Below are 14,041 nucleotides of genomic sequence, written 5' to 3' on the forward strand. Positions count from 1 at the left end.
ACTATTTTAGTGCGAGCAGGTCAAATTTGACTATGAGCCACAGCGCGGGCGCAGAACGTGAGAAGATTCTTAGAACACAGGGTAGAAAGGGCGAAGACATGACTGATTTTCTTCTGACCATGTGGAATGAACGTCACGCGCAAGGACTTCTAGACGCTTACGTTCAGAATCCTGATATCCATCGTCAAATGGATGAACTGGTCTCTGCCGAAGATGCACGTCGTCTTATTGCCGAACAGTATGCGATGTCTGCAGAACGAGCTGTGTGGTGCGTTGAAGCTAACAAGCAACCGGTAGGGGCTATCGGCGTGACGTACTCCGGGATATCCGATTCAGGTTTCGATCGGGGATGGGTGTTCTATTGGAACGTGCCACCCTTACGCGGTTCAGGCATCATGAAACACCTTGTCAAGCAGGTGTGTGACTGGGCTTTAGGGAATACCGAGCTCGGCACTAGTGATTTAATGACTGCTGATATATCGGAGCTTGTAGCTCAACCGAGTCCTTGCTTGCGCAGACTTGAACTGGGATATCGGGCTAATAACCCTACCTCAGCATCTGTCGCTCAATTCGCCGGTTTCAGCGTTGAAGGGTGCGAGCGTGAAAAGTTTCTGGTAGATGGAACGCCTGTAGACGTCATTACAGCCGGCCGCTTAGCGACTGGCCCTACACGTGTCGCGCGCAATGGCGGATTACACCATATTGAGCTATGGGTTTCAGATTTTTCTCACGATCTTCCTGCGTGGACCTGGCTATTTCAACAACTAGGGTGGAGGGTTTTAGATAACTGGACCAACGGGGTCTCTTTCCAAGACCCGATAAGCTCTACCTACTGCGTCCTCGAACAATCACCTGATGTGCAAGCGTGTCATAACCGTATGAACGCAGGTCTAAACCATATAGCGTTTAGGGTTCGTGAGAAGGATATGTTGGACCGAGTCCGCTCTGATGCCCGTCAACACGGTTGGGAAGAGCTGTTTGGGCAGAGTTACCCTCATGCGGGAGGTTCGCAACACATGGCTCTCTACCTTGAGAACTCCCAGGGGTTTGAAGTCGAGATAGTGGCGGACTAAAGCCCTACCTGCACGATCGACCACGCAACAATCTGCTGTAGCAGCAGGGGGTTCGCGTAAATCGCGGGATCGCCGTGTTCTGCGTCCTCTACTAATTTCAATTGCGTCTCGATGCCGTGTTTCTCTAGTGCTGTAAATGCTTTGGATGATTGATTCCACGGAACCAAAGAATCTGCAGTACCGTGTACGAAGAATAGGGGCGCGTGCTGGTGTGTGCCGCTTGGGCTTGCCAGCTGAGCATAGTCAATAGGATGCGCGGTAGCCCACGCCTGCTCAGCATCAGAACCACGGGGCGCAGGGTAAGCACTGCCCAAAAGTAGCTTTTCAGCGTCTCCATCTTCTGGGTGTTCGCCGCTAAAACCGCAAGCTACTCGGTCATCAAAAATCGTGCGCAAATCACTGACCCCGTAGATGCTAATCGCAGCTTGAATATCTGACAAAGTATCAGGAGCCGCACCTTCTGAATACGCATCTTTCAAGTGTCCTGTACCAGCCAAGAGTTGAGCCAAGTGCCCACCGGCTGAGCCACCAGCAACGACGATGCGGGACGCATCAATGCCTAGCTCTAAAGCGTGTTCTTTGAAGTACCTAACGGCGGCTTTCACATCGTGCAACTGTGCGGGAAACTGAGCGATGTCAGAGAGACGATAATTGATCGAGGCAACCGCAAAGCCAGCTGCAGTAAATGCGATGCGGAGTTTATGCGCACCGGACAGTGAATTTTCCGCGCTACTTTTATCACCGTAACGCCACGCTCCTCCGTGAATATAAATCATGAGAGGTGCACGTTCAGTACCGTGCAAGGATGCTTGCGGCGGGTAGAAATCGAAGGCATGACTGACGTCGTTGTTAGGTGTGTAGAAACCGGTGAGCGGTGTCATTAGAAGGGCTCGCTCCAATCAACGGGGGTAGTGGTTCAATCAGCAAGAACCTCAGGATTCATGAGACCACCATCATATTCAAAAAGGACGCGTACATGCGGCTGTTATGAGCCGAGATCCTGTTTTGTCGCCGAAATCCTGATTTATACCAGGATTTCGGCGACAAAACAGGATCTCGAGGGTTAGCGCGTGGCCAAGAAAAAATCCCAGCACAGAAAAATCTGTACTGGGATGTTATGTGCCCCCGAAAGGAATCGAACCTTCGACACCAGGTACCGGAAACCTGTGCTCTATCCACTGAGCTACGGGGGCCTATATTTATTTTAGTTTTGCCGGTGGTAGCTCAGCGGATGGCAAAGCTGGCGCTTTGTTCTACGCCTTGATTTTTGTTTCCTCGCTTGCTCGGAAAATCAATGCGTAGCTGAGCCACGAGTGTAGCCGCCACACCTACCGGTATAACACCCCGCCATACTACCAGATGAGGAGGGCAAGTGACCAAGTCTTGCCCTGTTTCAGCTGTTATCAAAGGGCGATGTGCGGGTAGACTGAGGGTATGACTCCCGAAGAATTATCACTCGCAATTGAAAATAGTTTGAATGAAGCGCTGGCTGAAGGTCAGCTTGAACTTGTTGAGGGCGCTGATCGCCCGCAGGTTAAGGTTGAGCGTCCTAAGAACCGTGACCACGGTGACTGGGCTACCAACATTGCTTTGCAGCTGTCTAAGAAGGTCGGTAAGAACCCGCGTGAGGTAGCGACTATTCTCTCCGAGCGCATTCAGCAGATTGATGGCGTGACGAAGGTTGATATCGCAGGTCCTGGCTTCTTGAATATTGTTCTGGATGCGGCTGCTGCTGGCGAACTGGCAAAGACTATTGTGGAGGCTGGTAAGTCTTTCGGCACAACAACCGAGCTTGAGGGCAAGACCATCAACCTCGAATTTGTGTCTGCTAACCCCACCGGCCCCATTCACTTGGGCGGTACCCGCTGGGCAGCTGTTGGCGACTCGCTGGCACGCGTCCTTGAGGCTTCAGGCGCGAATGTTGTGCGTGAGTACTACTTCAACGATCATGGTGGCCAGATTGACCGTTTCGCTCGTTCGTTGCTGGCTCGTGCTAAGAACGAGGCTGCGCCTGAGGACGGTTACGGTGGAGAGTATATCACCGACATCGCTAACCGTGTGCTTGAGGCTAATCCCGGTGCCCTGGAGTCTGAGGACCCTCAGGAAGCTTTCCGCGCTGCCGGTGTTGAGTTCATGTTCGGTGATATTAAGAAGTCACTGCACGAATTCGGCGTTGATTTTGATGTTTACTTCCACGAGAATTCACTGTTCGAAAACGGCAAGGTCGAAGAACTCCTTGAGAAGCTGAAGGAGTCAGAGAACCTTTACTTCAAGGATGGCGCATGGTGGCTGAAGTCAACTGACTTTGGTGATGATAAGGACCGTGTTGTTATCAAGTCAGATGGTAACGCTGCCTACATCGCTGGCGATATTGCGTACTTCCAAGATAAGACCAAGCGTCCTGAAAACCCTGCTGACTTGGCTATTTACATGCTGGGTGCTGACCACCACGGTTACGTTGCGCGTTTGAAGGCGGCAGCTGCTGCTCTCGGTGATGATCCCGATATGGTTGAGGTCATGATCGGCCAGATGGTGAACTTGGTCAAGGACGGTAAGCCCGTCCGCATGTCAAAGCGTGCAGGTACCGTTGTGACCATGGAAGACCTCGTCGACATTGTGGGCGTTGACGCGGCGCGTTACTCACTGACCCGTTACTCGGTTGATTCAAACATCGATATCGACCTTGACGTGCTCACCAAGCAGTCCAACGAGAACCCTGTCTTCTACGTGCAGTACGCTCACGCTCGTACCTGTGCTGTTGCTCGAAACGCTGCGACCGCTGGCGTTGAACGTACAGCTTTTGACGCGTCCTTGCTTGACTCGGACGCTGACTCAGAGCTGTTGGCTGTTCTCGGCCAGTACCCGAATGCGGTGAAAGAAGCGACTAACTTCCGCGAACCTCACCGTGTAGCTCGCTACCTCGAAACTCTGGCTGGTGCCTACCACCGCTGGTATGGTAACTCCCGCGTTGCACCGCAGGGCGAAGAAGAGGTCTCGGATCTGCACCGTACCCGCCTGTGGCTCAATGACGCTACTCGCCAGGTACTCGCTAACGGACTGGGTCTGGTTGGCGTGACTGCTCCGGAGAAGATGTAAATGGGTGCAGAAGCAGCTTTATACAAGCCTGAGTGGCTGACTTACCCGGAAAACCCCGCTGAGCTAGATCGCCGCATTTGGACGCAGTCCTTTGACCGCGCCGATGACGGTGAGCTCACCGTGGACGGCGTTCGTGTCAGCCAGTTGGCGGAAAAATTCGGCACCCCCGAGTATGTCTTTTCTGAAGACACCTTCCGTGCCCGCGCTCGCGAGTTTTGCACTGCTTTCGAGGACGCTTTTTCAGCCCACGGTGCTGAGGTTTCGGTCTACTACGCGGGCAAGGCTTTCTTGACAACGGCGGTAGCTGCTTGGGCGAAAGAAGAAGGTCTCAATATTGATACCGCATCCGGCGGCGAGCTGGGCATAGCACTTCGTGCCGGAGTGCCGGGGGATCGCATCGCTCTTCACGGCAATAACAAGTCGGTGGCTGAGATTCGTCGTGCTCTGGAAAATAAGGTTGGACGCATCGTTGCTGACTCGGTGCCCGAGGTGCAGTTGATTGCCCAGGTGGCAGCTGAGATGGGTGTCGTTGCTCCTATCATGCTTCGTCTGACACCCGGCGTGCACGCGTCCACTCACGACTTCATTGCTACAGCGCATGAGGATCAAAAATTCGGTCAGTCGCTGGTGGAGGGTACGAGCGGTCTTTCAGGTCTGTCATTGGAAGAACTACTTGGGCTAGGCCTGGACGCCAATGATTGCTATGCGGCAATTTCCGTAGCTATTGCTCATCGCGAGCAGTCCCTGGACCTGCGCGGTTTGCACTGCCATATTGGTTCTCAGATTTTTGAGGCTGATGGTTTTGGTAAGGCAGCTGAGAAGGTGCTGACTTTCATGCACGAGATGAATCAGCGCTTTGGTATTACTATGCCTGAGATTGATTTGGGCGGCGGCTACGGTATTGGTTACACCGAAGAGGATCATCCTCGCGGTTCTGCAGATGTGGCTACTTCGTTAGCTGATATGGTTTCGAAGACTTGCGCAAATTTGGGTATGGATATTCCTCACCTGTCATTTGAGCCCGGTCGTTCCATTGCCGGCCCCTCGGGCATCACTCTCTACACAGTAGGAACTATCAAGAACGTTTCTATTGAGGATGAAAACGGTGATACCCGCGTACGTCGCTACGTGTCGGTCGATGGCGGTATGAGCGATAACGCGCGTCCGGTTCTTTACGAATCTGACTACACTGCAACACTGGCTAACCGTGCACCCGCCGGAGAGCAGGTTCTCTCACGCGTGGTGGGTAAGCACTGCGAGTCCGGCGACATTGTGGTTCGCTACGTTTATTTGCCCGAAGATTTGCAGGCAGGCGATATTCTGGCGGTTCCCGCCACCGGTGCGTACTGCTTTGCGCTGAGCTCTAACTACAACTACCTGACGAAGCCGGGCGTTGTAGCAACCAGCGCAGATAAAGCACCTCGAGAAATCGTTCGACGCGAAACCGAAGAGGATATGCTTCGCCGCGATATGGGCCTTGTCTAACCGCCTGTTCATCTCAAAGTTTAGAATGTGAGCTCAACATACGGTAATGCGTGTAATACTGCACCATAATGTAGTGGGTAAAGCTTTTAAAAAGTTTTGCCCACTACAGTTGTATATCAGCGAAATATTCAACATTTTTTATCTAATCACGGGAGTGATGCATGAATAATCAGGCCATCAAGGTAGCCCTTTTGGGAGCCGGAAATGTGGGTTCGCAAGTAGCTCGCATGCTGCTGCAGGATGCCGAGACTTTGGCGCAGCGAATTGGTGCGCCTGTTGAGCTGATTGGTATTGCTGTTCGCGATACCTCAGCTAAGCGTCACTTTGAGGTTGATGCATCGTTATACACCACCGATGCTGATGCGTTGATTGACGCTGCTGATGTCGTGATTGAGCTGACCGGCGGTATTGAACCGGCTCGCACCCGTATATTGCGAGCGTTGACCGGCGGAAAATCTGTTGTCTCAGGTAATAAGGCTTTGCTTGCTAAGCACGGCATGGAGTTGCAGGCGGCTGCCAAAAAGACCGGTGCTCAACTTTCTTATGAAGCGGCAGTGGCAGGTGCTATCCCGATTATTCGCCCGCTGCGCGACTCGCTGGCAGGCGATAATGTCACGCGTGTTCTGGGCATTATGAACGGCACCACCAACTACATTCTTGATCAGATGGATACCACCGGTGCTCAGTTTGAGGATGCGCTCGCTGAGGCCCAGCGTTTGGGCTATGCCGAGGCTGATCCCACTGCCGATGTTGAGGGTCACGATGCTGCTTCTAAAGCGGCTATTGTTGCCTCCCTTGCATTCCATTCTGAATTCACTATTGACGATGTTCATATTGAGGGCATTACATCTGTGACAGCAGATGATGTTGAGGCCGCGGTTGCTGATGGCTTTGTTATCAAGTTACTTGCAGTGTGTGAACGCGATGGTGATGGCGTGAACATTCGAGTCAATCCAACCTTGGTTCCTCGTAAGCATCCGTTGGCATCTGTTCACGATGCTTTCAACGCTGTTTTTGTACAGGCAGATAACGCCGGTGAACTCATGTTCTACGGTCCCGGTGCAGGTGGCGCACCCACCGCATCGGCAGTGCTGGGTGACTTTGTGTCGATTGCCCGCCGCATGGTTCTGGGTGGCCCCGGTATTCCCGAATCGTCGCACGCCTCTTTGCAGGCAACCGCGATGAAGGACGTGGTGTCTCGCTACTCGGTAGGTCTTGAGGTCGAGGACAAGATTGGTGTGCTGGCGAACATTACTCGCATTTTTGCAGAGCACTCGGTGTCCATTCAGACCATCCGTCAGAACCACTTATCTGGCGATGAAGAAAACAGCATCAGCTCTATTCGCATCGTGACTCACCGAGCTACTGATGCCGACCTCACGAAGTGTATGGCAGTGGTGGATGCGCTCGATACCGTGCGGGAGATTACCAGCGTCATTCGCGTTGAGGGCGAGTAACCCTCTCATCCGTTTTTGATCCTTATTAGTTATTTTTGTAAGAAACGAGGCACCCCATGGCGCATGTGTGGCAGGGCGTAGTTAATGAATACCGAGATCGCCTTCCTTTCGGCGATGATGTTGAGGCTGTAACTCTGGGCGAGGGTGGCACCCCGCTTATTTACGCTCCGGCGTTGAGCGCTCATACCGGGAACAAGGTCTACATCAAGTTTGAGGGTATGAACCCTACCGGATCTTTCAAGGATCGCGGTATGACCAGTGCAATTACTGCGGCTAAAGCTGAAGGTGCTCAGGCTGTTGTCTGCGCTTCAACCGGTAATACCTCAGCTTCTGCTGCAGCGTATGCAACCCAAGCTGGTTTGCGCTGTGCTGTATTGGTGCCTGAAGGCAAGATCGCTTTGGGCAAGCTTTCTCAGGCTATTGCACACGGAGCTGACCTTCTACAGGTTAACGGCAACTTTGATAACTGCCTTGAAATTGCGCGCAAACTGGCCGATAACTATCCCGTGTTCCTGGTGAACTCGGTTAATCCTTACCGTATCGAGGGTCAGAAAACCGGTTCTTTTGAGGTCGTTGACACTTTGGGCGATGCCCCCGATTACCACCTGCTTCCCGTGGGCAACGCCGGTAACATCACCGCTTACTGGAAGGGTTACAAAGAATACTCAGAGAAGTGGGAGGACCGCGACGGTAACGTGCTAGAACCCGTAGCAACCAAGCGTCCTAAGATGTGGGGATTCCAGGCTGCAGGCGCAGCTCCCATTGTTTTGGGTCACCCCGTTGATGAGCCAGAAACCATTGCAACGGCAATTCGTATCGGTAATCCTGCGTCTTGGGCTCAGGCTGAAGCTGCTCGCGACGAGTCCGGTGGCTTGATTGACTCTGTGACTGACGAGGAAATCCTTGAAGCTCATCGCTGGCTCTCGTCGAAAGAAGGCGTGTTCTGCGAACCCGCCTCAGCTGCGGGCGTTGCTGGTCTGCTGAAGAAGTTTGAGGCTGGCGAGGCTCCTCAGGATTCAACTATCGTGATTACCGTGACCGGTCACGGACTCAAAGACCCGCAGTGGGCTTTGAAGAATGCTGATGGTTCTGATATTCAGCCCACCAAGGTAGACTTCGATGTTGTGTCGGTAGCGGATGCGCTCGGACTGGCATAAACAGTGCTGAGGGAAAGTGCGCGACCGCCTTTGCGTCAGGTCACACGCTTTCCCTTTTTTGCTTAAACTCAAGGTTATCTCTGGCTCAAATTTTAAAGGTTTTCCCATGACTATTCCTATGATTGACGGTTCTAACGAGGCTCAGTACACCCCAGATATTATTCCGGTGGGCACCTCCGTAACCGTGCACGTGCCGGCATCTAGCGCTAATCTTGGCCCCGGCTATGACTCTCTGGGTGTGTCTTTGGCGTATTTTGATGAGTTGACGATTACTCGTATTGAAGAAGGTCTTGAGTTTGAGCTGTCGGGGGAGGGTGCCGAGGAGGTTCCTCAGGACGCCTCGCATTTGGTGGTAAAGGCGATGCAAACCGCGTGGAAGGCTATTGGCCTCTTCGAGCTCCCTACTTTACGCATCACGGCGCATAATCGCATTCCGCATTCACGTGGCATGGGATCTTCAGCTTCAGCTATCGTTGCAGGTGTTGTTGCCGCAAATGCACTGCTCCCTGAAGAAGTTCGTCTGAGCGAGGACGCTGTTTTGCAGATTTGCTCCGGCATGGAGGGGCATCCTGACAATGTGGCTCCGTCGCTGTATGGAAACCTTGTCATTTCTTATGGTGATAATGAGGGGTGGCATTCTCTGCCGGTAGCAGTACACCCTGACATCAAGCCCGTTGTGGCTATTCCTGATTATGAGGTGCCCACTAAAGTCGCGCGAGGGCTGATTCCCGAGACCGTCCCACACCGCGATGCAGCTGCAAACTCAGGACGCGCGGCCCTCCTGAGCCAGGCGTTGAGCAGTCATCCCGAATACCTGTTTGCAGCCACCCAAGATCTGCTTCACCAGTCTTACCGTGCCACCGCAATGAAGCCCAGCGCATCCCTGGTAGCGGTGCTTCGCGGCCACGGATACCCGGCAGTTATCTCGGGTGCTGGCCCCACCGTTATGGTATTTACACGTGGTCAAGAAGAGCGTGAAAACGTTATTTCCACCATCGAGCACTTCAGCCAAACATCACCAGCATCCATCTTTGATCAGCGAAAGCTGGTGTGGCGTGTGCTACCTGTCGAAATCGACACCAAAGGTGTTATAGTTACACGAGAAGAAAACGCATCTGCCAAATAAATTGGCACGTTGACTTCAGCTGTTATTGAGCAACTTCTGATGTTGCTCACGCAAGATTTACTTCTTCTGAAAGTAGTAAATCATCAACAGCGCACCGTGCAAAATGTTTTGAGTGTTAGAGCATAGCCGTGCGAACATCTAGAACACTTGTCTTTAGTTTTCCTTTAGCTCATCGCGCGCATACAAATCCCTGTGACGGCACCCGATTTACTCGTTGAATCTGGATGTTCATGCCAATAGTTTCAGGCAGCGTTGTGAACCAGCTCTTGGTGAACTTTCTTGAACCTGAGAAAGACTGCTAACGCTGTGGGCGGGAAACTTATCGCATCATTGCACCGGCACGCATCTGTACGCGTTGCCCACCAACCGACCATTCCAGGGAAGGACCATTCGTGGCAGAATCCACCGACCAGAACACTGGTGCGGACACCACCGAAAACAAGACCCCTAGCCTGAGCACCCTGAAACTTGCTCAGCTGCAGTCTCTCGCATCGCAACTTGGCATCGTTGGCGCCCGCCGCATGCGCAAGTCAGATTTGGTAGAGGCTATTACCGCTCACCAGCGTGGCTCATCTGTGGCTGATCGCCCGGAGGCTACCGCTAGCACCGAAGCTAGCGAGAACTCCTCGAAGCCCGCTCGTAAGCGTTCCACGCGTAAAACTGCTGCTGATAAAGCGCAGAGTGAATCAGCGCAGGACAATGGCGAGCAGGTTGCTACTGAAGCAGCAGCTCCCGAGGCTCAGAGCGAGCAGACTGAACAGGCAGAAAAGCCCGCTCGCAAACGTCGTAACCGTCGTGCAAGCTCAACCGGCAACACAGTAGAAGCTACTTCTGAAACTTCAGAAAACACTGCGAATACCCAGGCCGAAGACAACAAGCAGAACGCTGAGTCCTCAGAAGAAAACTCTTCAGAGAACACTAACCGTCGCACTCGTTCACGTTCAGACAGTCGTCGCAAGAAGACTGACGATTCAGCTAACGAGGCCGCAGAATCATCGCAGTCAGAGGCTAAGAAGGACGACGCGTCCAACGACGAATCAGCGCCTAACGAAAACGCTGAAAAGAGCGAGCGTCACGACAAGAACGAACGCGGCGATAAGAACGAGCGCAACGAGCGTCGTAACCGCCGTGAGCGCAACAACCGTGATGATCGTAATAACGACCGTCGCGAGCGCAACAACGATGACAAGAGCGAGAAGAACGAAAAGTCTGATCGCAACGATAAGTCGGAGCGTAACAACCGCGATAACAACGGCCCCGATGACGATGATCGCCGCAACCGCCGTAACCGCAACCGTCGTGACCGCAACCAGGAACGTCGCGAGCGTCGTAACCGCCGCAATGACAACGACGAGCCCGAGATTACCGAGGACGATGTTCTTGTACCGGTAGCGGGTATCTTGGACGTCCTGGACAACTACGCTTTCGTGCGTACTTCAGGCTGGCTGCCCGGCCCCAACGATGTCTATGTATCACTGGCTCAGGTCAAGCGCTACGGCCTGCGTAAGGGCGATGCTGTAGTGGGTGCTATTCGCGCACCTCGCGATGGTGATAACCAGAACAACAGTCGCCAGAAGTTCAACGCTTTGGTTCAGCTGACCTCAATCAACGGTTTGAGCCCTGAAGAGTCAAAGACTCGTCGCGATTTCGCAAAGCTGACCCCCTTGTACCCCAAGGAGCGACTGCGTCTGGAAACCGAGCCTAAGAAGATTGGTACTCGCGTGGTTGACCTCGTGGCTCCCATTGGTAAGGGTCAGCGCGGTCTGATTGTCTCACCTCCTAAGGCAGGTAAGACTCTGATGCTGCAGTCAATCGCAAACGCTATCACCACCAACAACCCCGAGGTTCACCTCATGATGGTTTTGGTCGATGAGCGTCCTGAAGAAGTGACCGACATGAAGCGCACCGTCAAGGGCGAAGTTATTGCTTCGACCTTTGACCGTCCCGCAGAAGATCACACCACTGTTGCTGAACTGGCTATCGAGCGCGCTAAGCGTCTGGTAGAGCAGGGTCACGACGTTGTTGTTCTGCTGGATTCTATGACCCGCTTGGGACGTGCTTACAACCTCGCGGCACCGGCATCAGGACGCATCCTCTCCGGTGGTGTGGACTCAGCAGCTCTGTACCCGCCCAAGAAGTTCTTCGGCGCAGCTCGCAACATCGAAGAAGGCGGCTCGCTCACCATTTTGGCAACCGCTCTGGTTGAGACCGGCTCAAAGATGGATGAGGTCATCTTCGAAGAGTTCAAGGGCACCGGCAACATGGAGCTTCGCCTCTCACGCCAGTTGGCTGACAAGCGAATCTTCCCCGCAGTCGACGTTAACGCATCGGGTACCCGTCGCGAAGAGAACCTGCTGTCTTCTGAAGAAGTCAAGATTATGTGGGGTCTTCGCCGAGTTCTGGCGGGCATGGAGCAGGAGCAGGCACTGAACCTGCTGACTACCAAGCTCCGTGACACCGGTTCAAACGTAGAATTCTTGCTCTCTGTGCAGAAGTCACAGTTCAAGGGCTACAACGACTAGCAGCTTGATGTGCACCGCGGAACACCACCGCGGTGCTCATTAGCGTTAGTCCACAAATTTTTTTGAGCGCGCCGTGGTACAAGGCTCGGTGCGCTGACTCAGATAAAAGAAGGCATAAAATGTTTGATTCAATTCAGACTCTGCTTGATGAACACGCTGATATTCAGCAGCAGCTGGCAGACCCCGCGGTTCACGCTGACCAGGGAAAAGCTCGCAAGCTGGGACGTCGTTACTCAGAACTCAACGGTATTGTTGAGGCGCATAAGCGTTACGAAGGTCTTAAAGGCGACCTCGAAGCAGCGAAAGAAATGGCGGACGAGGATCCCGAGTTCGCAGCTGAAGTTGAAGAAATCGAAGCTCAGATTCCCGAGGCAGAAGAGAAACTCCGTCGCTTGTTAATTCCTCGCGACCCGGATGATGGCCGTAACGTCATTCTCGAAGTTAAGGGCGGCGAAGGTGGCGACGAAGCTTCCTTGTTCGCTGGCGACCTTTTGCGTATGTACACCCGTTACGCTGAAACTAAGGGTTGGAAGACCGAGATTATCGAGTCGAACATGACCGATGTCGGCGGTTACAAGGACGTTCAGGTTGCAATTAAGGGTAATTCCAACGATCCCGCCGAGGGCGTTTGGGCTCACCTGAAGTACGAAGGTGGCGTGCATCGTGTGCAGCGCGTTCCCGCGACCGAGTCACAGGGCCGCATCCACACCTCAGCGGCTGGCGTTCTTGTCTTCCCCGAAGTTGATGAACCCGACGAAATCGAGATCAACCAGAACGATCTGAAGATTGACGTCTACCGTTCATCCGGTCCCGGTGGTCAGTCTGTGAACACCACCGACTCCGCTGTCCGTATTACCCACCTGCCCACCGGCATCGTGGTAGCAATGCAGAACGAGAAGTCACAGTTGCAGAACCGCGAAGCTGCAATGCGAGTTCTTCGCGCCCGTCTGCTCGCCCACCAGCAGGAGCAGATTGACGCTGAAAACGCAGCGCACCGAGCATCTCAGGTGCGTACTATGGATCGTTCAGAACGTATTCGTACCTATAACTATCCTGAAAACCGCATCGCTGATCACCGCACCGGCTACAAGGCATACAACCTTGACGCTGTGATTGACGGTGCTCTTGACCCGGTGATCCAGTCCGCGATTGAGATGGACGAAGCTCACCGACTCGAGGCTCTGGGCCAGGAGAAATAAGAGCTCGTGAGCGATTTTGTGTATCAGCCCGGTGAAGAGCTTGATTCAGCCCTTCGCCGGGCTGGCGCGTATCTTCAGAGCGCCGGTATTGATTCTGGTTTTGTGGATGCACAGTTGATTGCTGCGCATCTTGTGTCGAGTGAGTTGGGGGAGGACGTCTCTCGTGGACGCATCCAGTCCATGGCTCTTACAGGTACTGCTGTTCCTGCTGGTTTTGCTGAACTGGTTAGCGAACGCGGCGCGAGGGTGCCGCTACAGCACTTGACGGGACAGGCATACTTCAGGCATTTGACGCTAAGAGTGGGGCCCGGCGTCTTTACCCCGCGTCCTGAGACTGAACTGCTGGTTGATCATGTCCTGGACTATATGCGATTCCGTAGCCTGGAAAATCCGGTCGTTGTTGATTTATGTACAGGATCCGGCGCAATCGCTGCCTCTGTAGCAACTGAAATACCTGGTTCTCAGGTGTTCGCTGTTGAACTGAGCGAGGATGCTTGTGCTTGGGCAGCGCTGAATCTTGAGCCTGTGGGTGTTCAGCTGGTTCAGGGGGATGCGACTGATGCTCTTGAGCATCTGGTCGGTGAAGTTGATGTGGTGGTGACGAACCCTCCCTACATTCCAAATGGGGCTGTGCCTAAAGACCCCGAGGTGCGCGATCACGATCCGCACTTGGCGCTTTTTGGCGGTAGCGAAGACGGGATGAAGATACCTTCAGCTATTGCGAATCGGGCTTATCAGTTACTGAAACCCGGTGGGTTTGCCATAATGGAACACGCAGAAACGCAACGTGAGCTTGCTGCCTCCCTCTTCAAGAATCTCGGGTTTACCGGTGTGCAATCGATTGATGATTTAGCGGGTAAACCGAGACACACTGCCGGCCGCAAACCCTTGGGATAAGCTGAAAGAGATTTGGCTTCCTTAATTTT

10 protein-coding genes and 1 tRNA gene are annotated in these 14,041 nt (G+C 53.4%); 9 read left to right on the top strand and 2 right to left on the bottom strand.

Annotated elements, in window-relative coordinates; genetic code table 11:
* The first annotated feature begins 98 nt into the window (after positions 1–98).
* Positions 99–1,073: a GNAT family N-acetyltransferase gene (locus IDM49_RS04560; RefSeq protein ID WP_190725184.1), complete on the top strand. Its 975-nt coding sequence runs from the start codon at positions 99–101 to the stop codon at positions 1,071–1,073.
* Here IDM49_RS04560 and IDM49_RS04565 read toward each other — a convergent pair.
* Together IDM49_RS04565 and IDM49_RS04570 are read right to left on the bottom strand one after the other, a co-directional pair.
* Positions 1,070–1,954: an alpha/beta hydrolase gene (locus IDM49_RS04565; RefSeq protein WP_190725185.1), complete on the bottom strand. Its 885-nt coding sequence runs from the start codon at positions 1,952–1,954 to the stop codon at positions 1,070–1,072. The two genes, IDM49_RS04560 and IDM49_RS04565, sit on opposite strands and share 4 nt — an antisense overlap.
* Before the next feature lie 239 nt (positions 1,955–2,193).
* A tRNA-Arg gene (locus tag IDM49_RS04570) sits at positions 2,194–2,266 on the bottom strand.
* Positions 2,267–2,507: 241 nt separating this feature from the next.
* On the opposite strand from IDM49_RS04570, the gene argS reads away from it, so the two are divergent.
* The 8 genes from argS to prmC all read left to right on the top strand — a co-directional run bounded on the left by argS (position 2,508) and on the right by prmC (position 14,012).
* On the top strand, positions 2,508–4,169 hold the full coding sequence (argS, locus tag IDM49_RS04575; RefSeq protein WP_190725186.1) for an arginine--tRNA ligase: 1,662 nt from the start codon (positions 2,508–2,510) through the stop codon (positions 4,167–4,169).
* The gene (lysA, locus tag IDM49_RS04580; protein WP_190725187.1) at positions 4,170–5,654 is read left to right on the top strand and encodes a diaminopimelate decarboxylase; all 1,485 of its coding nucleotides are present in this window, start codon (positions 4,170–4,172) and stop codon (positions 5,652–5,654) included.
* 161 nt (positions 5,655–5,815) lie between these two features.
* On the top strand, positions 5,816–7,111 hold the full coding sequence (locus IDM49_RS04585) for a homoserine dehydrogenase (RefSeq protein WP_190725188.1): 1,296 nt from the start codon (positions 5,816–5,818) through the stop codon (positions 7,109–7,111).
* Between the two features lie 56 nt (positions 7,112–7,167).
* Positions 7,168–8,268 carry a threonine synthase gene (gene thrC, locus IDM49_RS04590; protein WP_190725189.1) on the top strand — a complete coding sequence of 367 codons (1,101 nt, stop codon included), beginning with the start codon at positions 7,168–7,170 and terminating at the stop codon, positions 8,266–8,268.
* Positions 8,269–8,374: 106 nt separating this feature from the next.
* Entirely contained in the window at positions 8,375–9,394 is a 1,020-nt protein-coding gene (thrB, locus tag IDM49_RS04595; RefSeq protein ID WP_228008192.1) for a homoserine kinase, read from the top strand.
* A 392-nt stretch (positions 9,395–9,786) separates the two neighbouring features.
* Positions 9,787–11,916, top strand: coding sequence for a transcription termination factor Rho (gene rho, locus IDM49_RS04600; protein ID WP_190725190.1), 2,130 nt, complete (start codon positions 9,787–9,789; stop codon positions 11,914–11,916).
* 119 nt (positions 11,917–12,035) lie between these two features.
* Positions 12,036–13,115 (top strand): peptide chain release factor 1, encoded by a 1,080-nt coding sequence (gene prfA / locus IDM49_RS04605; protein ID WP_168613718.1) that lies wholly within the window; start codon positions 12,036–12,038, stop codon positions 13,113–13,115.
* Between the two features lie 6 nt (positions 13,116–13,121).
* On the top strand, positions 13,122–14,012 hold the full coding sequence (gene prmC, locus IDM49_RS04610; RefSeq protein WP_190725191.1) for a peptide chain release factor N(5)-glutamine methyltransferase: 891 nt from the start codon (positions 13,122–13,124) through the stop codon (positions 14,010–14,012).
* Positions 14,013–14,041: the final 29 nt, after the last annotated feature.

The organism is Rothia terrae (assembly GCF_014705925.2).
Lineage (GTDB): Bacteria > Actinomycetota > Actinomycetes > Actinomycetales > Micrococcaceae > Rothia > Rothia terrae.

Coding starts and splice junctions, on each gene's coding strand:
- IDM49_RS04565 (WP_190725185.1), bottom strand. CDS start 1,954: ATGACACCGCTCACCGGTTTCTACACACCTAACAACGACGTCAGTCAT.
- IDM49_RS04585 (WP_190725188.1), top strand. CDS start 5,816: ATGAATAATCAGGCCATCAAGGTAGCCCTTTTGGGAGCCGGAAATGTG.
- thrB (WP_228008192.1), top strand. CDS start 8,375: ATGACTATTCCTATGATTGACGGTTCTAACGAGGCTCAGTACACCCCA.
- lysA (WP_190725187.1), top strand. CDS start 4,170: ATGGGTGCAGAAGCAGCTTTATACAAGCCTGAGTGGCTGACTTACCCG.
- argS (WP_190725186.1), top strand. CDS start 2,508: ATGACTCCCGAAGAATTATCACTCGCAATTGAAAATAGTTTGAATGAA.
- prfA (WP_168613718.1), top strand. CDS start 12,036: ATGTTTGATTCAATTCAGACTCTGCTTGATGAACACGCTGATATTCAG.
- thrC (WP_190725189.1), top strand. CDS start 7,168: ATGGCGCATGTGTGGCAGGGCGTAGTTAATGAATACCGAGATCGCCTT.
- IDM49_RS04560 (WP_190725184.1), top strand. CDS start 99: ATGACTGATTTTCTTCTGACCATGTGGAATGAACGTCACGCGCAAGGA.